At 41.4% G+C, this 21,508-nt stretch carries 14 protein-coding genes; 5 read left to right on the top strand and 9 right to left on the bottom strand.

From position 1 onward, the window contains the following. Positions 1-46 precede the first annotated feature (46 nt). From PSR9079_RS14080 to PSR9079_RS14095, 4 genes are all read right to left on the bottom strand, one after another. The gene (locus tag PSR9079_RS14080; protein WP_149982130.1) at positions 47-2,698 is read right to left on the bottom strand and encodes a DUF2339 domain-containing protein; all 2,652 of its coding nucleotides are present in this window, start codon (positions 2,696-2,698) and stop codon (positions 47-49) included. Positions 2,699-2,804: 106 nt separating this feature from the next. Further along, positions 2,805-4,169 (bottom strand): hypothetical protein, encoded by a 1,365-nt coding sequence (locus tag PSR9079_RS14085; protein ID WP_149982131.1) that lies wholly within the window; start codon positions 4,167-4,169, stop codon positions 2,805-2,807. Positions 4,170-4,372: 203 nt separating this feature from the next. After that, positions 4,373-5,695 (bottom strand): metallophosphoesterase, encoded by a 1,323-nt coding sequence (locus PSR9079_RS14090; RefSeq protein WP_149982161.1) that lies wholly within the window; start codon positions 5,693-5,695, stop codon positions 4,373-4,375. Between the two features lie 48 nt (positions 5,696-5,743). Beyond that, entirely contained in the window at positions 5,744-8,515 is a 2,772-nt protein-coding gene (locus tag PSR9079_RS14095) for a TonB-dependent receptor (protein ID WP_149982132.1), read from the bottom strand. Between the two features lie 335 nt (positions 8,516-8,850). Between PSR9079_RS14095 and PSR9079_RS14100 the strand changes: the two genes are divergently transcribed. The 3 genes from PSR9079_RS14100 to purU all read left to right on the top strand — a co-directional run bounded on the left by PSR9079_RS14100 (position 8,851) and on the right by purU (position 11,721). Further along, positions 8,851-9,771, top strand: a complete 921-nt coding sequence (locus tag PSR9079_RS14100; protein ID WP_149982133.1) for a GGDEF domain-containing protein — start codon at positions 8,851-8,853, stop codon at positions 9,769-9,771. Beyond that, positions 9,768-10,808, top strand: coding sequence for an AraC family transcriptional regulator (locus PSR9079_RS14105; RefSeq protein WP_149982134.1), 1,041 nt, complete (start codon positions 9,768-9,770; stop codon positions 10,806-10,808). The genes PSR9079_RS14100 and PSR9079_RS14105 overlap by 4 nt, the downstream gene beginning before the upstream one ends. Before the next feature lie 82 nt (positions 10,809-10,890). Continuing rightward, on the top strand, positions 10,891-11,721 hold the full coding sequence (purU, locus tag PSR9079_RS14110; RefSeq protein WP_149982135.1) for a formyltetrahydrofolate deformylase: 831 nt from the start codon (positions 10,891-10,893) through the stop codon (positions 11,719-11,721). 75 nt (positions 11,722-11,796) lie between these two features. Here the strand turns inward: purU and PSR9079_RS14115 are convergent, their stop codons facing one another. Continuing rightward, positions 11,797-12,450, bottom strand: coding sequence for a response regulator transcription factor (locus PSR9079_RS14115; RefSeq protein ID WP_145235295.1), 654 nt, complete (start codon positions 12,448-12,450; stop codon positions 11,797-11,799). A 97-nt stretch (positions 12,451-12,547) separates the two neighbouring features. Beyond that, positions 12,548-14,488, bottom strand: a complete 1,941-nt coding sequence (gene acs, locus PSR9079_RS14120) for an acetate--CoA ligase (protein ID WP_149982136.1) — start codon at positions 14,486-14,488, stop codon at positions 12,548-12,550. Positions 14,489-14,795: 307 nt separating this feature from the next. On the opposite strand from acs, the gene PSR9079_RS14125 reads away from it, so the two are divergent. Beyond that, positions 14,796-15,959, top strand: a complete 1,164-nt coding sequence (locus PSR9079_RS14125; protein WP_145235291.1) for a DcaP family trimeric outer membrane transporter — start codon at positions 14,796-14,798, stop codon at positions 15,957-15,959. Positions 15,960-16,157: 198 nt separating this feature from the next. Here the strand turns inward: PSR9079_RS14125 and recA are convergent, their stop codons facing one another. Both recA and PSR9079_RS14135 read right to left on the bottom strand, forming a co-directional pair. Further along, positions 16,158-17,204 (bottom strand): recombinase RecA, encoded by a 1,047-nt coding sequence (gene recA, locus PSR9079_RS14130; RefSeq protein WP_149982137.1) that lies wholly within the window; start codon positions 17,202-17,204, stop codon positions 16,158-16,160. A gap of 68 nt (positions 17,205-17,272) precedes the next feature. Further along, entirely contained in the window at positions 17,273-17,761 is a 489-nt protein-coding gene (locus PSR9079_RS14135; protein ID WP_145235284.1) for a CinA family protein, read from the bottom strand. A gap of 21 nt (positions 17,762-17,782) precedes the next feature. Here PSR9079_RS14135 and mutS point away from each other — a divergent pair, with 21 nt between their 5' ends. Beyond that, positions 17,783-20,353 carry a DNA mismatch repair protein MutS gene (gene mutS / locus PSR9079_RS14140; RefSeq protein WP_149982138.1) on the top strand — a complete coding sequence of 857 codons (2,571 nt, stop codon included), beginning with the start codon at positions 17,783-17,785 and terminating at the stop codon, positions 20,351-20,353. Positions 20,354-20,457: 104 nt separating this feature from the next. On the opposite strand, the gene rpoS is transcribed toward mutS, so the two are convergent. After that, positions 20,458-21,453, bottom strand: coding sequence for an RNA polymerase sigma factor RpoS (gene rpoS, locus PSR9079_RS14145; RefSeq protein ID WP_145235280.1), 996 nt, complete (start codon positions 21,451-21,453; stop codon positions 20,458-20,460). Positions 21,454-21,508 lie beyond the last annotated feature (55 nt).

Genomic DNA, 21,508 nt, shown 5'->3' on the forward strand with positions numbered 1-21,508 from the left:
ACTAAGTACACCCAACAATCTTATTGGGTGTACTGCTTGAGTTAAATTACCCCGCTGGTGCTTTACTCCTGAGCTTTTGAAACAGCCAGCTTAGGCCAACGAGCGACAGGCCTAAACCAATAAATGATACAGCTTTGAGCAAGCCGGTTAGGCTTGCCATATCAATTAAGAATACCTTCACGATAACCGCGCCGAGAATGCCTAAGCCGACTTTTTGTAGTAGTAATTGTTGTTTTAAATGCCCGGTAATGACCACCAACGCGCCAAGTAATAACCAAATGATCGAATAGCTGTATAGCTCGGCGTCACTGGTCGCTTTATCAAGATAAATGAACCCGCCTTGCCAATATTGGCGGATCAATGTGTTGATAGCTAACACTGCTAATAAGCCTGATGCACCCATTACTATTTGACTAAACTTAGCATTAAGTGGTTTAACTAATTTAGCCAACCACAGTGTAAGAATACTTGGTACGAGCCAGGTTAATAACAGCCAATTAAATAATGGTATTTCACCAACGTAAAGGCGTATAAATAGTGGATTTTCATATAATGCTGTACTTATCAACAACAAGCCAGCGAGTCCCGCAAGTGCAAGCCCTGCAATGCGATAAAGTTTACCCAGTTGCCCTGCGCTGTGTGACCGATGCAAATAAACGCAGCCAAGTGCTAACCAATTACAACTGAGTAATACCTGCTCATAAAAGCTTAAAGAAGTAAGCTGTGGATAATGCCCGACTAGTTGATAGCTGGTCTCGGTGGTGATAAATAATGCTAAGCAATGTAATGCAGCCCCTTCGAGCCAAATTTTCATATCTGTTTGTTGCCACTGTTTTGCGGCAAACCAAAATAACCCAACCGCTGATGGATACACAATTGCGCTCCAATGCATTGAAAATATGGTTAGATCAAAATAATGTGCCGTCCACGGTGCAAAGGTTAGCCTTGCCAACACCACAGCCACCAGCACTTTAATAGGCCAATACGGCATAGGCACATCATGGCGTTTCACCAGATAGCTAATAACCAACACTTGAGCAGCCAGTGCGAGGGTTAACCCGCTATCGGCTAATAACATAGTTAAACAAAGAGTTATATTAGCATTAGCGCCAACCCAATAACTAAACTGCTGCCATTGAGTGTGAGCTGTTTGTGCGCGTTTAATTAATACACCACTCGTTACTAGCAACAATACAGTCCATAGCGGATACGCAACGCCTAAGCCTTGCTCGGGTGTTATGGTATAGAGCGTTGCAATCAAGGCAAACACACTAAACGCAGCCACTAAATGAAACGTTAAACGTTTATAGTAACGCGCGCCAAAATAAAGCCCGTATAGACAAAGCCCAACCGCGAGTAATAACCCTACGCCATACATTTCCCTAAATACAAACAAATGATCATTGCTATCGACACTATAACGTTGTTGGCTAAGGACTAATAACATCGCAACCACTAACGCCACACCTTGCCAAAGATCCCAACGACTATTTTGCAGCACTAAAAATAACAGCATGACGATTAAACACACCATCACTATTTGCCATTGTAAGCTCACCGCCTCTGTCATTATCGCCAGCAATAAAGGAATTACTATCGCTAACAATAACGGATGATCCGGCTGTAATTTTAATAATCGCTGTAAACTATGTGGGCGATATTCTAATAAACGCAAAGTTAAACCTAATCGAGCTATGGCAATTAAACCAATAATAGAGAGCAGTGCAAAACCACCAACAATCCAATATTGCTGCGTATTGATGACACTCAGTGCCACCCAATACCAGCCAATATGCCCAGCCCATAGTAAATACCACAGCCAATTACGTTTTACCTTTTGCGCCACTAATACCGCAGCAAAAGTGATAAAGCCAATGTACATCAGTAAAGCAGCTAAATTACCACTGCCAGTATTAACCCAAATCGGCACGCTGTAAGCGCCAACTATGCCAAGCACTGCCAATAAAGGCCCTAAACGCAGCGCCATAGAGCTTGCGGCCAGTGCAATTACTGCCAGCATCACAAACGCTATGGTTGGGCTTAACATGGCATAGCTTGAATAAGCTAATAACGTTAATGCAAAGCAGCTAATAAACCCGCCACCTGCAAGTGCTGCAGGCACGTAATTATTAAAGCCTTCGAAGACAATACCTTTTCTATGTAAATACTCGGCACCGGCAATTAATGCGACACCAAATAAGCCCCCTAAGGTGAGTCGTAAGCTTGGTGATAATAAGCCGGCATCAAGACTGTATTTTGCTAAAAATATCCCCCCAAAGGCCAGCGCGATGCCGCCAATCCAGGTCATCCAATTTTCTTGGAACTGTGTTTTTAATTTACTAAAGAAAATATCAATAACTGAGGGAGAAGCTTGTTTCTGGCGAGAAGTTGTTATTATAGTCGGTGCGGTGTTTACGTATTTTTTTACCGGTGGTTGCTGATGTAAAGTTGCCTCAGCTTGGGATGATCGTTCTAGCGTAACCGGATGCTCTACTTGCGGCTCAGTTATATTAGCAGCAATGTCTCGCGACACTTGATGCTGCCCGGTATTGTCTACCATGACTCCACGCAGTTGTTTTTTTAATATCGCAATATCTTGCTTTAACGTACTTATTTGCATTAAAGCAATAAGACCGGCAATAGAGCCTGCGACTACAACTAACGATAAAATGACTATGAGCCCTAAAATATCGTCCATTTTTCAATCCTTGACTGCTTTTAATATTCCCTTATAACGTAAAGTGTATTGAAAATATACCCAAAAATCTCAGCCTCGCTATTACGAGGCTGAAATTAAAGTAAGATTACTCTACCGAATCAGTAACCGTTCGCTCTAGCGTCATTTTATAGCCAGTGCTGGTTGTTTCATCATGCTCAAGAATTAATATGTAGTTACCTTCTTGGCTAAAGTCCATATCGCCTTGTTGCATGAGTACAATTTGCTGGCCATTATCTTCATAAAGCACATAAGTGGTGTAAATTTCATTATCGACAACCTGATCTTCTTGATCATACTGATCGATGCCATCAATAATATTTTTAGCATCATCTACGGTTTCACCATTGAGGGTAAATACTACATCAACGTCAGTAATATTTTGCCCCGCGTAACTATCAATTAAGTTAACGACTGTCACCTTATGACTGTAGCTACTTGGCGTTAAGGTTTCTTTTACTGTCATCATTCGCGGGCCGTAATCTTTATCTTTATAAAAAACACCAACATTACTTTGCTCGCGCTCAAGGGTTAGTAAAAAGTTATCAACAATTGCATTTCCTTGCTCATCTAACATAGCAATACTGTAACTGTTTGGAGCAAGCTCAATGTAATTTGAGTAGCTGTCATTAGCGGTTACTTGCGAAGTGCTGCTTGCGCTCCCCCGCGTTGCACTAAAGCTAGTTTGCGGGTAATCATCAATAGTATTGATAAAACGCAATTGCCCTTGGGCATTTTGATGTTTGAGCGTGGTTACGGTATTGCTTGAAGTAACGAGATCTAGCGTAATACCATGTTCTTCAGTGGCGTAACTTGATCTGATCATCGCAACATAACTGGCATCATCATTTAGGTAAATCGAAGCAGACTCAAATAGCACATCAGTACTGCCGCTTTGAGTTAAATACAGTGTGTAATATCCTTCATCAAAGCTTTGCAGTGCCAGTTCGTTTAAATACCGTGGTGATGCAATTAACTCAGCGGTTTCAAATAAGCCATCATCATTTGCTAAATACACATCAAAACTAATGTCTTCTCCGGCAATATTAAAGAAGCCTAAATTAACAGCCCCTTCATCACTGCCGGTTGGTAAACTTAACTCACTGAATGTTGGCCCTGAAAAATCGCCATTCATCACCCATAATTGGGTCATGTCATCTTTTACCGAAACTGCTTTTTCACTGATCGTTATATAGCTGTCGTTTGCATCAAGGTACTTAAAGCTCACATCATAGTTATTAGTACTGTAATTATGACGAGTGGTAACGCCACCAAAATCAGTGCCTGAGCGCTCAGCATCTTCGATAAATAAACGGGTATACGGGCTATTATAAGAGCCATTGTATAATTGGATATAACCACTTTTACTCGAGCTTGAGTCATCGCCAGAGCACGCAGTAAGGGTTGCAAGTAAAGAGGTTGTTAGTGCAGTTTTAAATAACGGGCCACGCATGTAATCAATTCCTTATTGTTAATAGTTTGAATTTGACCATTAACAAAAGCAATAATTCCATGATTTACAAAGCATTACCTCCACTTACAAATATTTACGTAACCGTAAATAAATGTACAAATATGTAATAAAATGCACAGTTTTACACATTAAAACAACAAAAAACCAGCGTGGTTACACTGGCTTTTATGCAAAATATAAGTTTATCGAGTGCGTTTAGAAAAACTAAAACTACCTTCATCAATAATACTGCCCGTTAAATCTCGTGGCGTGGTATAAAAGCTCACATCAAGCTTATTGGCTTGATTATCCAAACTGATATGACTAAACCCCCATACAAAGCTTTTTGACCAAAGCAAATCATATTCAGGATATTGGCGTTCTTGAAACTGTGCAAACGGGGTGTGTTTACCACGCATTTTAGACGCAGCGCCAGAAATGATCAGCGGCAATTTGCCAACGCTATTACCGGTATCAAACTTTGAGCAATCATCGGTTAGTAACTCTAAGTCATGCTCGTGGCCGGCAATATAACCATCTGCATATTTGCAAAGAGTTGGCATTAGTAATTTACGCAGTACGTGGCCTTCACTATATTTAGTGCCCCCAATTGACCATAAAATATGATGCCCATAAACCAGTTTCCATTTAGCAGTCGAGTTTGCAATGCCTTGTTTAAGCCATATAAGCTGAGCTAGGTCTTCATCATTTTGTGGCCCTTCATGGGGGTCGTGTACTTCAAGATCTGCGCGGCCATCACGTATTGCTTGTTGCTCATCTGCTTCGCTGCCATCTGGGTTTAGCGGCACATCATAATAACTTTGCCCTGCCAGTAACATATTGGTATCGAGTACAAAAAATTCCACATCGTTACCCGGCTCACCCATTTTGTAGCTATAGTAGCCTTTTTCGTCTAGGTGAAAGTTCGCTTGCTCTGCCATCCATTGCGTTTGTACCGCTACGCCTTTGCGCGAGCTTTTCCAATCATGATTACCTAACGCGGAATACACCACTAAATTAGGCTCAGCTTTAAATAATGGCTTAAGCGGCGCATACACTAAGTCGTGTAAACGTTTTTGGTCGTCTTTACCATCATTAGCATCGGCACCATCAGGGTATACGTTATCACCGAGCTGAATAGCAAATTGGCACGCTTTTGTTTCACACAATTTTGCCATTGCGATCCCTACAGCCTGAGCGCCCCCTTGCTCTGTAGCAATCTCAGTGCCTGGATAAATATATATTGGTGCATGGTCAAATTCATCGCGAGGGCGATAATCCTCTAACCAATCAGCAAGCTCTGCGGCTATAAACTGTTGCTTGTTTTTAGGGTTGGTTATGTGTTTAGTTTTTGGATAGTCAACATGATAACCACCATCACCAAAAGCTAAAAACTCAATCTTGTCGGAGGCTTTTTTACTGGTACTTGCGACGTCAGTACTGCTTTGTTTGTTACTTTGAGCTGTGCAACCAACCGTTGCTAAACAAGCGCTTAGTGCAATATACAAAATAGTTTTATTAATCATAATATCCTCAACAATGAGCCTACTGTTAAGCAGGCTCATATGTTCACCTTACAAAGAAGATAACGTAAAACCTAGCTCAAATGTACGACCGTAAGATTCGTACTGGTAGTTGTAACGTTTTTCGCCGTGGTACAAGTACATTGGCTCATCTGTTAGGTTGGTGGCATTGAAATACACGTTGATATTATCGTTTAAGTAATATTTACTGCTGAAATCCAATTGCATGTGGCTATCTTCATAAACCGCCATATCAGCATCATCAAACTGGAAACTCTCACTCTTATATGATGCGCTTAAACGAGTGCTAATAGCATGATTTTCAAAGCCCACAATGATATTTGCCACTGTGTCTGCTTGATTTGGTAATTTTTCATCCGCATCAATAAAGGTTCCGTTTGCACCAAGCACAAATCCTGATTTAAAGGTTTTGTTCCAGTTTAGCTCGATCCCCGTTAATGACGCTTTACCGCCATTAACCATTTGCACTACTTCGTCAAAACCATCCCAATCACCGTTATCTTGTACTTCTTGTTGAATAATAAAGTTGTCGATGTCTTTATAGAAAACACCAGCAGATAACACCCCAATTGAACCAGGATAATATTCGATTGATGCGTCTAAGTTCATTGATTCATAAGGGTCGAGAGCTGGATTACCAACTTCAGCTTTACGCTCTGTAACCATTACACCTTCATCTTCAACTGTTTCAGTTTCAATTAATTGGTAAGCGGCCGAATCGCTAAAGGTTGGCCGCGCGATGGTATTGGTGTAAGCAAAACGGGTAACTAGTTTATCGCTGATGCTATAGCGTAAATTTAAGCTTGGTAAAAAGTAGTCATAATCTTTACTTACTTGCCAAGGCGTTGTGGTAACAGTTTCTGTATCACTTACTTTATCGACTACTAAGTCAACTTGGTTACCTTGCGTTTCAAACTTAGTACCTTCATAACGCACGCCCGCGACAACATGTAACTTATCAATATCCATGCTAACCATCGCATAAGCGGCGGTAATATCTTCATTACTTACATAACTTTGACCATCAGATTCAACTTGTGACTCATTACTATTGAAAGCAAACGCCTCTTTATTTTTTCTCACAAAGGCTTGAATCGCGCCGCGATCAAGGCCCGGTCCAAAACTTCCCAAATCAAAGTCAGGTGCAGGCGCGGCAAAGTCGCTACCAAGAGCATCTAAAAAGTCGCCATCATAAATAGCAACCTTTACATCATTACGCTTTTCGCGATTTTGATGTTTAAAACCAAACTTAAATTCACCATTATTATTTTGCCACACAAAATCACGGCTGAAGTCGAGTTTAAAGCTAAGCTCTTCGTCTTCACTAAGGTTATTGGCCGCTTCAATTTTATCCATCTCAAACAGGCTTAAATCGTGGGCATTAGTCGATTGGCTTAATAATGGAGTATCAACGCGCGCAATGTAGCCCATATCAATATCTTTACCAGCAAAGGTCACATCTAAGCGGTTTGGCTCTTTTTCTTCTGATTTAGAATAACCAACATTATATTCAACAAACCAATTATCTAATTGATTTTCACCACCAAGTACCAGTGAAAGAATACTTTGTTCTTCATAACGGTCTTTGGTATCGCGGTCCATTTCTGCACCACTAAAGTTTGCACCGCTCTCGTTGCTATCTAATAGTTTGCCATCGCTAAACTTATACTCATTACGTTGGCGATACTCATCATCAGAAAAGTCACTATATAGTGTGCGTAAATAATATTTATCAGTGGCGCCGCTGTGTAAATCTAAATTAAGTGCTGCACCTAAACGCTCACGGGTAATTTGATACTGGCGTTGCTCAATTTCTTCAGCGCCAAATAATGAGACCTTGTCGCCAGTTGCTGCATCTTCAACATCAAATTCACTCCAACCACCGTCGGTCTCCATATTACGTGAACCAAAATCACGCTTAAACCACGAAATAGCTGTTGCTACACCTAGATCAAGACCACCATCAAGCTCATAAACATTAGTGTAACTACCTGAAAGCTTCGGGCTAGTTTTTGACTCTAATTCGTTATATGAGCCCTGCGCAGTAAAACTATAGCTTTCACCTGCTTTATCAAAGGCACTTAAGCTTTTTACTTCGATAGAGCCACCAATAGCACTGGCATCCATGTCTGGGGTAACAGTTTTACTTACTTCTAAACTTTGAATTAGTTCACTTGGCAATACATCCATCGCCACAGAGCGAACACCGGCCTCAGGCGACGGCACATTTAAGCCATTAACCGTAACGTTGTTTAAATTTGGATCAATACCGCGAATACCAACAAATCGCCCTTCACCTTGGTCGCGAGCGATAAAAATACCCGGTAAACGCTGTAATGCTTCTGCTGCGTTTTGATCAGGGAACTGGCCAATCGAGTCTGCACTGACTACCGATTTTAAATTAGTTGCGTTTTTTTGACGGTTAATTGCGCCTGCTTGGCCAGCACTTTGGCCATAAACAATGATATTGTCGATGGCTTCTTGTTGCTCACCAATAATAATTTGTTGTGTAAAAACTTGTGAATCAACCACCGTAATTTTTTGTTCTACCGATGGTGCACCAATGTAATCAACCACTAGGGTGTAATCACCCGCTGGCAACTTATTAAATGAAAAAGAACCATCGCGGTTACTTACCGTATTTAAGTTTAACTCTTTAACCGATACTTTCGCGCCGCCAAAATACACACTTTGGCTGGCATCAGTGATGCGACCTTGCACACGACCATCCGCTAAGGCTGGGGTCGCATATAAAATACCACAACACGCTAATGCAATACTCGATTTGATAAAAGGGTTCATAATTGTTCTCTTGGTTGCTGCTAATGATTTTGATTGTTTACTTGGCCATGCTTGGCTCGCAGCAACACCCTAAAGGGCAATCATGAAAGAAATATGTCAGTACCCGTTACACCCTTGATAATTAGCCGTTGTATGAGCATTTTAAGTAGTTAAATACGGTAAAATGAGCTGATTTGACCCCCTGTTTTTGTGGTTTTTTAATTCAAAAATCAACAATAATCCGTTTGAAAAGTTGCCACCGTAAAAAATATGTCATCACTGTGAGCTAATCTGACCCTAGTGGTGTTTAAGCTGTTTGCTTATTCTGCCTATCAAATATACCTATTGAGCTGACAATGAATTTATCGTTTTTAAAATTACATCGCTCATTACTGCTTATCTTAGTGGTGATGTTAACCAGCGTATTAACCCTGACACTTAGCTACGGCCACTACAAAGGCCATAGCCAGATCGACTGGTTTGATGTCGGTGGCGAAGGCGGTATTACTGCAATGACCCTGCTATGGATCTTTTTTATTCTATTAAGTAGGCCAAAGGGACGAGTAACTAACTTATTATTCTCAGGCCTTGCGATTATGAACTTATCGATGACCCTCGATTTTATTGATGAATTTGTATATTACAGCGATGAACAAGCATGGCTCAGTACCATTGAATCTATTCCCGCACCATTTGGGATGATTTTAATGACCGTCGCTTTGTATCATTGGCACCAAGAGCAAATGACCATTAATCAACAATTACGTAATCGCGAGCGCTTTTATCGAGAGCATCAACTCAGTGATGCTATCAGCGGCCTAGCTAGCGCCGATTATATGAAAAGCCAGATCAACCGCGAGCTAAATTTGCTCCATCATAGCCTGCATGGATTTTCATTACTGATGTTAGATATTGCTCAATTTGATCGGTTTAATCGTCAATTCGGTGATGCAGAAGGCGATAAGCTGTTACAAGAGTTTGCTCAAGTGATCACCTTGAATGTACGTGAACAAGATTTAGTCTGCCGTTACGCCAGTGATTGCTTTATTGTCATGTTGCCCAATACCGAACTCGCTGTCGCAGAGCAGCTAAGCGTATCGTTAGTCAGTGCTTTAGAAGCGTTTTCGTTTAATAGCAGCGACAAAGCTGTGAGCTACAAACAAAAAGTACACACTAGTTTAGTAGCCGCAACACACCGTGATTCGACCTCTGGTTTACTCAGTCAATTGCATCAAAAATTACTAACGAACAAAAACTTACATGGACATACTGCGTGAATGCAAGCCTTAGCAACAGCAGTTATATCGACTCTCCTTATCAAGGTTTACAGTCATGGGCGGCGCAATTAGTTGATTTAGCCAAACACCGAGGGGTACACCCTGATAAGTTACTCAAAGGAACTCGATTATTTTATCAAGATTTTGCAGCTGGAACGGCTTCGATCAGTGTTGAGCAATTTTATCGATTACAAGAAAACTGTCGTCAATTTGATAATCAACACCAACTCAGTTTTTTACTAGGGCGAAAACTACTTAATCACAATCCGTTATATAGCGCATTTTCTCAAGCAGAAAGTTTACGCACACTGCAAAAACTACTCACACGCACTCCTTTGCATGGCTTTAACTTATTTAATGCCGAACATAAATACCACCAAGGCCGACATTACTTCATTATCAACCTCAGCTTTGGGGCTATAAATGCAGCCGTTGAACAATTTTGCTGCGAATTATTTGCCAGTTTTATCGCTGCAACATGTAAATGGCGAATAGGTAATAACAGTGATTTATGTTTTTCGTTTCCCTATGCGCAGCCCTCACACATAGAGCAATATCAAACTAACCTACAAGCCAACTGCAAGTTTTCACAACAATTATTTATGGTCAGTATTAGTGATGAACTTTATAACAAACACTTAATAGATAGCTGTCCGAGCCTGCTGCAGCAATCATTAGCAACCATAAAGCAGCACCCTTTACCCGCTGCGCCTTGGTTGCAATTAGTGCGCAATCATATTAGTGCTCAACCACAACAAAACCTCGAAACAGTTGCCCAGCATTTCGCTATGAGCCCCGCCACTTTTAAGCGAAAACTGAAACAACATCATACTCGTTTTAGCGCCTTGCAAGATTGTATCAATCGCCAAACCGCGGTGTTTAATATCGCCACTTTAGCGCAAAGTAACGAAACCCTAGCAGGCGAACTTAACTTTAGCGACTTAACTAATTTTCGCCGCGCCTTCAAACGCTGGACTGGGACGACTCCCAGTAACTTGCGTTGTCAACTTAATTACTCCGAGCAAGGTGATTTATAGTCAATCATTCAATAAAGCCCTTGCTATTGTGACAAATTAACAAATAATGGAGCCACTGTTCACGGGATTAGAATGAGGAAACATGAACACAATACTAACCACGCAATGTGCCGATGATGTCGGCTTAATAGCGAAAATCACCGGACTTTGTCATCAGCATAATTTAAATATTACCCGCAATAATGAATTTGTAGATAAAGATGCTGAGCGCTTTTTTATGCGCACTGAACTAACGGGCCAACCACATCCAGATTTTTTAAATCAATTACAAGCTTTGTTACCCGATGGCGCGCAATTAGCACTGCACACTGACGAGAAAACTAAAGTGGTGTTACTAGCGACTAAAGAAGCCCACTGCTTAGGGGGCGTATTGCTAAAGCAATTTGAGCAAGCACTGAATATTGAAGTATTGGCTGTGATTGCTAATTACCCTGACTTAGCGCCATTGGCGAAGGGCTTTGATGTGCCGTTTCATGTGGTCAGCCATGAAGGGCTATCACGCGCTGAACACGACCTGCAAGTGGGTGACTTAATTGCCAGCTACAATCCCGATATCATTGGCCTTGCCAAATATATGCGGATTTTAAGCCCTGAATTTGTAGGCCGTTTTGACGGTAAAATTATCAATATTCATCATTCATTTTTACCTGCTTTTATCGGTGCAAAACCGTATCATCAGGCATTTGAACGGGGTGTGAAGATCATTGGTGCGACGGCGCATTTTGTTAATAATGAGCTTGATGAAGGGCCGATTATTATGCAAGACGTCACCCATGTAAACCATGCAAACACCGCTGAAATGATGGCTAAAATGGGCAAAGATGTAGAGAAAACTGTGTTTTGTAAAGCACTGCAATTAGCATCAGAACATAAGCTATTTATTAATGGTAATAGAACCGTCGTATTTAGCTAGGCTCTAGAAATAGAGTAGAATGAAGAGGCGCAACGCCTCTTTATTTTTATTATTATTGACACTTTTATATTGTACTTAATGTGTTTGTTCGATAGGTTCGAGTTGTAATTTTGCAGCTATCAACACCGCTTGCGTGCGGTTATACACTCCAAGCTTACGGAATATCGCGGTGATGTGCGCTTTGATCGTTGCTTCTGAAATATGTAGTTCATAAGCGATCTGTTTATTCAACAAACCTTCGTGCAAGTACTGCAGCACTTTATATTGCTGTGGGGTAAGGGAGGCTACTTGAGCGGCGATTTCTTTATCTTCATTGGTAACGCTCGCTACTTTGTCTTTAAGCTCAGGTGGTAGCCATACATCGCCATCGAGTATTTGATTAATTGCTCCGGCAATATCATCTGATGATGATGACTTAGGAATGAATCCCATCGCCCCGTAGCTCATAACTTTTGAAACAATATTGATATCTTCACTGCCAGAGACAACAGCAATTGGCAAGCTTGGATAATCTTCACGAATGCGAATTAGGCCATATAAATCGCCACTGCCGGGCATATGTAGGTCTAGTAGTAAGATATCTAAATCTTCTTGTTCACTAAGCACTTGCAATGTAGTTTCAAAATTTTCAGATTCAAAAACCTCTAAACCATCAAACTTTGCCGTTAATGCCCCTTTTAGTGCTTCGCGAAATAACGGGTGGTCATCCGCTATTAAAAACTGACTCATGGTTCACTCCTAATGAATTCGGCTGCCATCTATCAAATAGCTGACAGCCGATATACTACGTTTAGAATCAACTTCTAATCAAGTTTTTAACGCATATTTAACGATTTAATCGGTTCTCGATTAATTCATCAACCACACCAGGGTCTGCAAGTGTTGAGGTATCACCTAATTGCTCGTGCTCATTTGCAGCGATCTTACGTAAAATACGACGCATGATCTTACCTGAGCGGGTTTTAGGTAAACCTGGTGACCATTGGATCATATCTGGCGATGCAATTGGGCTAAGCTCTTTACGAACCCAGTTACGTACCTCTTTGGTTAATTCGTCACTGACCGTTACACCTTCGTTTGGCGTTAGGTAAACATAAATACCTTGGCCTTTAATATCGTGCGGGTAACCAACTACAGCAGCTTCGGCAACCGCAGGGTGAGCAACCAGTGCACTTTCAATCTCGGCAGTACCTAAGCGATGTCCTGATACGTTTAATACATCATCAACACGACCGGTTATCCAGTAGTAACCATCTTCATCACGACGACAACCGTCTCCAGTAAAGTACACACCCGGATAAGCTGAGAAGTAAGTTTGTTCAAAACGTTCATGATCGCCGTAAACTGTACGAGCTTGTGATGGCCAGCTATCAAGAATAACTAAGTTACCATCAACTGCGCCTTCCAGAGTGTTACCTTCAGCATCAAATAATGCTGGCGCAATACCAAAGAATGGACGGGTTGCAGAACCTGGTTTCATATCAATTGCACCTGGTAAAGGTGTGATCATGATGCCACCAGTTTCAGTTTGCCACCAAGTATCAACAATTGGGCAGTTACCTTTACCCATGTTTTCGTAATACCAAGTCCATGCTTCTGGGTTGATTGGCTCACCCACCGAGCCCAAAATACGTAGGCTATCGCGGTTTGAGGTCGCTGTTGGTTCATCGCCTTTGGCCATCAGTGCACGAATTGCCGTTGGCGCTGTGTATAAAATTGTAACGTTATGCTTATCGACTACTTCACCCATACGTCCTGCGGTTGGGTAAGTGGGTACACCTTCAAATAAGACTTGCGTACAACCATTAACTAATGGGCCGTAAGCAATGTAACTGTGACCTGTGATCCAGCCCACATCGGCGCTACACCAAAATATATCATCTTCTTTTAGATCAAATACATATTCGTGAGTCATCGATGCATATACTAAATAACCACCAGTCGTATGAACCACCCCTTTAGGCTGACCTGTTGAACCTGAGGTGTAAAGAATAAAGAGTGGATCTTCTGCATTCATCGGCTCTGGTGCACAGTCTGGGGCTTGATCAGCAACTAAATCATGCCACCATACATCATGTTCATGCCATTGTACCTCGCCACCCGTTAACTGATGTACAACAACGTGTTCGATGGTAGTGACCGACTGTTGTGCAACGGCTTCATCAACATTTGCTTTAAGCGGCACTGTATTGCCTGCACGACGCCCTTCATCAGAAGTAATAACAATTTTAGCACCAGAATCTTTAATACGATCAGCAATTGCTGATGGTGAGAAACCACCAAAGACCACCGAGTGAATTGCACCTAAACGCGCACATGCTTGCATTGCATAAACAGCTTGCGGTGACATAGGCATGTAAATAGCAATACGATCGCCTTTTTTAACACCGAGTTTTTTCAAACCGTTGGCAAATTTTGCCACTTCGTCATGCAGCTGTTGATAAGAAATATGTTCACTTTGCGATGGATCGTCGCCTTCCCAGATCAATGCCGTTTTATCTGCTTTAGTTGCCAGATGGCGGTCAATACAGTTATACGAAGCATTAAGCTCACCATCTTCATACCATTTAATACTGATATGGCCTTTATCAAAAGAGGTATTTTTTACTTTAGTAAAAGGTGTTGACCAATCGAGACGTTTACCGTGCTCTGCCCAAAAACCTTCTGGATCATCAATAGATTGCTTGTAAAGTGTATTATATTTATCGTTATCAACTAAGGCTGCATTCTTGATATGTGCAGGAACTGGATAGATACTTTGTGACATAGTCGTCTCCATTTTAATTACTTGCCTAAGGCTTATCTTTAGGATCACCCAGCATAGCGGGCGAAAGTATTAGACCTTAGTTGTATTATCTTTGATTTATTTCACTGAACGCTCTAATTGTTTTAAAATTTCATCATTTTACGCTATTAATACAAAATGTTAATGATATGTTTAAACTAGGGTAGCAAGCTTGCCACCTTAGTCTAATAGACCAATAGGTAATTGAGTAAAAAGCATACTTAATCAAAAGTGGTATCACAACACAAGTATCATGATGCAACAAGCAGCCCCGAATAGGACTTTGACTATGACAACAAAATCAACAGTATTAAAAACACTTACTGCCACTGCCGTATTGTGCGCGCTCTCAGCTACAGCACAAGCCGCAACGATTGGTGGCACTGATGTTACTTATGGTGGTTATATAAAACTCGATGCAATGTGGAGTGATTATTCAGCTGGCGCGCCTGCAGGAACAAATGTAGGGCGTGACTTTTATGTACCAAGTACATTAACAGTCGGTGCCGACAACAACTCTGATGCTGTATTTGATATGCACGCACGTCAGTCTCGTTTTAATTTTGGCACATCAACACTCCTAGACAACGGCAAAACCATAAGTAGTAAAATCGAAATAGACTTTTTAGCATCTGCTGCTGGCGGTAATGAACGCGTATCTAACTCATATGCGCCACGTATTCGCCACGCATTTATTTCTTACGACGGCTGGTTGTTTGGTCAAACATGGTCAAACTTCCAAAATGTTGGTGCACTGCCTGAAACTCTTGATTTTGTAGGTCCAGCTGAAGGCACGGTATTTGTTCGCCAAGCACAAGTTAAATACACAACTGGCGCATGGTCTTTCTCGCTAGAAAACCCTGAAAGTACAATTACAACTTCAAATGGTATGGCTGTAACCGATGATGCATCATTACCGGATTTCACAGCACGTTACACACATACTGCTGATTGGGGTAACTTAGTGGTTGCAGCGCTTGCTCGTCAACTTACTTATAAAGTGGGCGGCCTTGACGCTGATGAAACATCAATTGGCATTAGTGCATCAGGTATGTTTAAAGTTGGCCAAGACAACGTTAAATTTATGCTTACCCAAGGTAAAGGCTTAGGTCGTTACGTTGGCTTAAATGTTGCGCATGGTGCAGTGCTTAATGGTGATGAGCTAGATGCAATTGACTCTACATCAGGGTTTATTGCTTACCAGCACAATTGGAATAACCAATGGCGCTCAACATTCCTTTACTCGTTCTTCTCAGCAGACAATAACACTGATTTGCTTACGATTACCGGTGACCCAACTGAATCTAGCCAAAGCTATAGCGCTAATATTTTATACTCACCAGTTAAACGTTTAACGTTTGGTGCTGAGTTAAAGCATGCAGAACGCGAAACAGAAAGTGGTGTTGATGGTGATTTAGATCGCCTGCAGTTCTCAGTTAAATACGCGTTCTAAGCTAAAACTAAAATTATATTACTTCCTTAAGCGGCTTTGGCCGCTTTTTTATGCCTGTGATATACCTTATCAAAGTTAAATTATCTACACCCAATTGGCTTAAGGTATTGGCTGTTACAAATACAAAAAAGCCGCTAAATATTATTTAGCGGCTTTTTTAATGTTAAGTGCGGGTCAAATCGCGCTTATTAAATACTTTTAAAGCTCAGCATCATCTGCTAACACTGTGTCTTCAATATCGTCAGGCTTAATTGTTGCTTTTAATAACAACATATCACGTAACTTACCTTCAATCTCGTTAGAGATCTCAGGGTTCTCTTTTAAAAACTTAATGGAATTTGACTTACCTTGGCCAACTTTACTGCCATTGTAGCTATACCAAGCACCTGCTTTTTCTACCAGCTTATGCTTAACACCTAAGTCAATTAACTCGCCATGCTTAGAGATGCCTTCACCATACATGATGATAAATTCAGCTTGCTTAAACGGAGGAGCAACTTTGTTTTTCACCACTTTAACGCGGGTTTCGTTACCCACCACTTCGTCGCCCTCTTTAACAGAACCGATACGACGAATATCTAAACGTACTGACGCGTAGAATTTAAGTGCGTTACCACCAGTAGTGGTTTCTGGGTTACCAAACATAACACCAATTTTCATACGGATTTGGTTAATGAAAATACATAAAGTGTTTGAACGTTTGATATTACCAGTTAGCTTACGTAATGCTTGTGACATTAAACGTGCTTGTAGGCCCATGTGTGAATCACCCATGTCGCCTTCAATTTCAGCTTTCGGTGTTAATGCCGCAACCGAATCGACAACAACCACATCAACAGCGCTTGAGCGTACTAACATGTCACAAATTTCAAGTGCTTGTTCACCTGTATCAGGTTGTGAAACTAATAACTCATCAATATTTACACCCAATTTTTGGGCATAAATTGGATCAAGTGCATGCTCAGCATCAACGAAAGCACAGGTTTTACCTTCTTTTTGTGCTTCAGCAATAACTTGTAATGTTAGCGTTGTTTTACCTGATGATTCAGGGCCATATATCTCAACAATACGCCCCATAGGTAAACCACCTATGCCTAATGCGATATCAATGCCCAGAGAGCCTGTTGATATAGCATCAATATCTAACGCTTTATTGTCACCCAATTTCATTATTGAGCCTTTACCAAATTGACGTTCAATTTGAGATAAAGCAGCGTCCAACGCTTTTTGTTTGTTATCGTTCATTTTACTCTCCAAATCCGGCTAATGCAGACAAGTATACTGTATGAAATCACAGTATCAAGCTAATTTTATTAATTTATCTTTTCTATAATGGTTTTTAATGAGTAAACAATAGCTTGCAACCTAACTTGCGCTCTATCGCCTGCGAATATCTGTTGGCTCGGATACTGTTTCTCGCCAATTTGAATACAAAACCATACTAAACCTACTGGTTTTTCTGTACTGCCACCACCTGGACCTGCAATACCCGATACTGCAACCGAAATATCTGCCCCTGCGGCCTTACACGCACCCGCGGCCATTTGCAAAACAGTTTGCTCACTCACTGCGCCGTATAAAGTTAAGGTTTGCTCTGTAACCCCTAGTAAATCCTGCTTAGCTTGATTACTGTATGTTACAAATGCACGGTCAATATAAGCCGAGCTGCCAGGGGTATCTGTTAACGCATAACTCACTCCACCACCAGTACATGATTCAGCACTAGTGATCCATAAGCGTTTATCCGTTAAAATAGCACCTAACTGCGCAGCAAGTGTTTTAATCTCTTGATGTAATTCCATATTCAGCCTTTGGGTAAATACATGTCGTTCGATCTTTATGCACCGCACAATATAAGTCAACAAACTCCGATGATGCAGCAGTATCTAAAAATAAAATCTGAGCATCGTGATATTTTACTGTTTTATCGCATGGGCGATTTTTACGAGCTATTTTTTGATGATGCAAAACGTGCAGCACAACTGCTTGATATTTCACAAACTCACCGTGGTAAAGCCGGCGGTGATCCTATTCCTATGGCAGGCGTCCCTTATCATGCGGTAGAGAACTATTTAGCTCGTTTGGTACAAATGGGTGAATCCGTCGCTATTTGTGAACAGGTGGGCGACCCTGCAACCAGCAAAGGGCCTGTTGAGCGCAAAGTTGTACGCATTGTTACCCCTGGCACCATTTCTGATGAAGCACTATTACAAGAGCGCCAAGATAATTTACTGACCAGCGTTTGGCAAAGTAAAAAAGGCGTGTATGGCATTGCTTACTTAGATATTAACTCAGGCCGTTTTAATATTGTTGAAGTAAATACTGAAGAAGCATTTAGTTCAACTTTACAACGCTTAGCACCAGCAGAGTTACTCTATAGCGAAGACTTTGCCAACTTTCATTTGATTGAGCATATCAAAGGTATTCGCCGTCGTCCTGAATGGGAGTTTGACTTAGACACTGCACAACATTTGTTATGCGAGCAGTTTGGCACTAAAGATTTAGTCGGTTTTGGGGTTAATAAAGCAACTGCTGCATTAGTTGCCGCCGGTTGCCTTATGCAATATGTGAAAGACACGCAACGTATTGCTCTACCCCATATTCGCGCCATCACATTAGAACATAACGAACATGCAGTAATCTTAGATGCTGCCACCCGTAAAAATTTAGAGTTGACCGTTAACCTCTCTGGTGGCTTTGAAAACACCTTAGCACAAGTACTTGATAAAACAGCAACAGCGATGGGCTCACGGCTATTAAAGCGTCGTATTCATACACCAATACGTTCTAAACCTGAGCTTAACGCTCGCCTTAATGCGATTAGTGCCATTATCGATGTACAGCTGTGTGGTGAGCTACATGAGTCGTTAAAACAAATAGGTGATATTGAGCGTGTTATTGCTCGTTTAGCATTGTGGACCGCTCGTCCGCGCGATTTAACCCGTCTGCGTAGCGCACTACAAGCCCTAGCTCCACTGCACGAGCTATTAACCGATGCCAGCGATCCTCGCATTAGTCAGATCATCGCGCAATCTCCTGAATTACCTGATTTACAGCAATTACTTGAGCAAGCAGTGATTGAAAACCCACCGGTACTTATTCGTGATGGTGGCGTAATTGCACCGGGTTACAACAGTGAACTCGATGAATGGCGTTCACTCAGCCAAGGCGCTACCGACATTCTTGAACAACTCGAACAGCGCGAGCGTGAACGCACCGGTATTAGCACCCTTAAAATCGGTTATAACCGTGTGCATGGCTTTTTTATTGAAGTAAGTCGTGCCAACGCACATTTAGTGCCTGCTGATTATATTCGTCGCCAAACGCTTAAAAATAACGAACGTTATATAATTCCAGAGCTTAAAGAGCATGAAGATAAAGTGTTAGGTAGCCAATCAAAAGCTCTGGCGCTTGAAAAGCAACTTTACGAACAACTGTTTGAATTTATTGCCCCGCACATTGAACAGCTACAAATAATGGCGGCAGCACTGGCAGATTTAGATGTGCTAAATAACCTTGCCGAGCGTGCAATTGCATTGAACTATGCAAAACCGCTACTGTGCGATAACGATGACATTAGTATTAAGCAAGGTCGCCACCCAGTTGTTGAACAAGTAATGAAAGACCCTTTCATTGCCAATCCTGTAGAGCTTAATGCTCAGCGTAAAATGCTGATCATTACGGGACCAAATATGGGCGGTAAATCAACCTATATGCGCCAAACTGCACTGATTGTGTTAATGGCACACATTGGTAGCTTTGTGCCAGCAGACAGCGCTAAGATTGGTAATATCGACCGTATATTTACACGTATTGGCGCCAGTGATGACTTAGCATCAGGTCGCTCAACCTTCATGGTCGAAATGACCGAAACAGCCACTATTTTAAACAATGCTACCGCGCAGTCACTGGTATTAATGGATGAAATTGGCCGAGGGACGAGTACCTACGATGGTCTATCATTAGCTTATGCAACAGCAGATCATTTAGCATCAAAAATATCCGCTAAAACTTTATTCGCAACCCATTATTTTGAACTTACCGAACTGGCCGAGCAACAAGCGGGACTGGTGAATGTTCACTTAGATGCAATAGAGCACAACGACACAATCGCCTTTATGCATACCGTACTTGATGGTGCCGCAAGTAAAAGTTTTGGCTTGCAAGTAGCGGCCTTAGCTGGGGTGCCAAAAGCAGTTATAAAACAGGCAAAACAAAAGCTTAAAATGCTGGAGAATCATCAGCCAGTTACTGCGGATATCAATGCAGTACAGCCATCATTGTTTGCAGCTGAACCATCACAGGTAGAAGCACAACTCGCTGAGGTTGATCTAGATAACTTAAGCCCACGCCAAGCTCAAGATTTACTATATAAGCTAAAATCGCTGCTGTAGCATGCTTTAAGCACAAAAAAAGCTGAAGAGTTAGCTCTTCAGCTTTTAATAATTATTTTCTGTGTGTGTTTGTGTTGCTGCGTCTATTGCTGTATCAGTCAGTGTTATGAAAACTGATCAAACAAGCTATCAGTGCTTAATCCTTCATGCTGCAAAATATCTTTTAAGCGGCGCAGTGCTTCTACTTGAATTTGTCTTACTCGTTCACGCGTTAAACCGATTTCACGACCCACATCTTCAAGCGTTGATGGCTCATAACCTAACAAACCAAAACGACGTGCAAGCACTTCACGTTGCTTAGGATTAAGCTCACCTAACCAGTCTACAATGTGCTTATTGATATCATTATTTTGTACTTCGCCTTCCGGACCAAAGCCTTTTTCATCGGCAATAATATCTAACAATGCTTTATCGTTTTCACCACCAATAGGTGTATCTACAGAGGTGATTTTCTCGTTTAAACGCAGCATTTTAGTTACGTCTTCAACTGGTCGGTCTAAACACGCTGCAATTTCTTCGGCAGTGGGCTCATGGTCCAGCTTTTGCGTTAGTTCACGTGCGGTGCGTAAATAAACGTTAAGTTCTTTCACTACATGGATTGGTAAGCGAATTGTGCGGGTTTGATTCATGATGGCGCGTTCAATTGTTTGACGGATCCACCAAGTCGCATAGGTCGAAAATCTAAAACCACGTTCAGGATCAAATTTTTCAACGGCGCGGATCAAACCAAGATTACCTTCTTCAATTAAATCAAGTAACGCAAGGCCACGATTGTTATAACGGCGGGCGATTTTAACAACTAAACGTAAATTACTTTCAATCATTCGTTTACGAGAAGCGCTACAACCTTTTAATGCTTTGCGAGCAAAAAAGACTTCTTCTTCAGCACTTAATAATGGCGAAAAACCAATTTCACCTAAATACAGCTGAGTCGCATCTAAATTCTTAGTGATTTCCTCTTTGGCAAATATTTCATCTTCTTTGTCATCATCTTTATCGACGTCATCTAATAATTCAGAGTCTGTATCAGCGACAGCTATATCATCAAATTTATCATCAATCGCATCTTTCGTTTTTTCTATTTTTGCTGTGTTACCCATGAGCGTACCCTCAAGCAAACAAGTGATCTTATATCACTATGATCAATACCCGACC

Source organism: Pseudoalteromonas rhizosphaerae (assembly GCF_902498845.1).
In the GTDB taxonomy this organism is placed as follows: Bacteria; Pseudomonadota; Gammaproteobacteria; order Enterobacterales; family Alteromonadaceae; genus Pseudoalteromonas; species Pseudoalteromonas rhizosphaerae.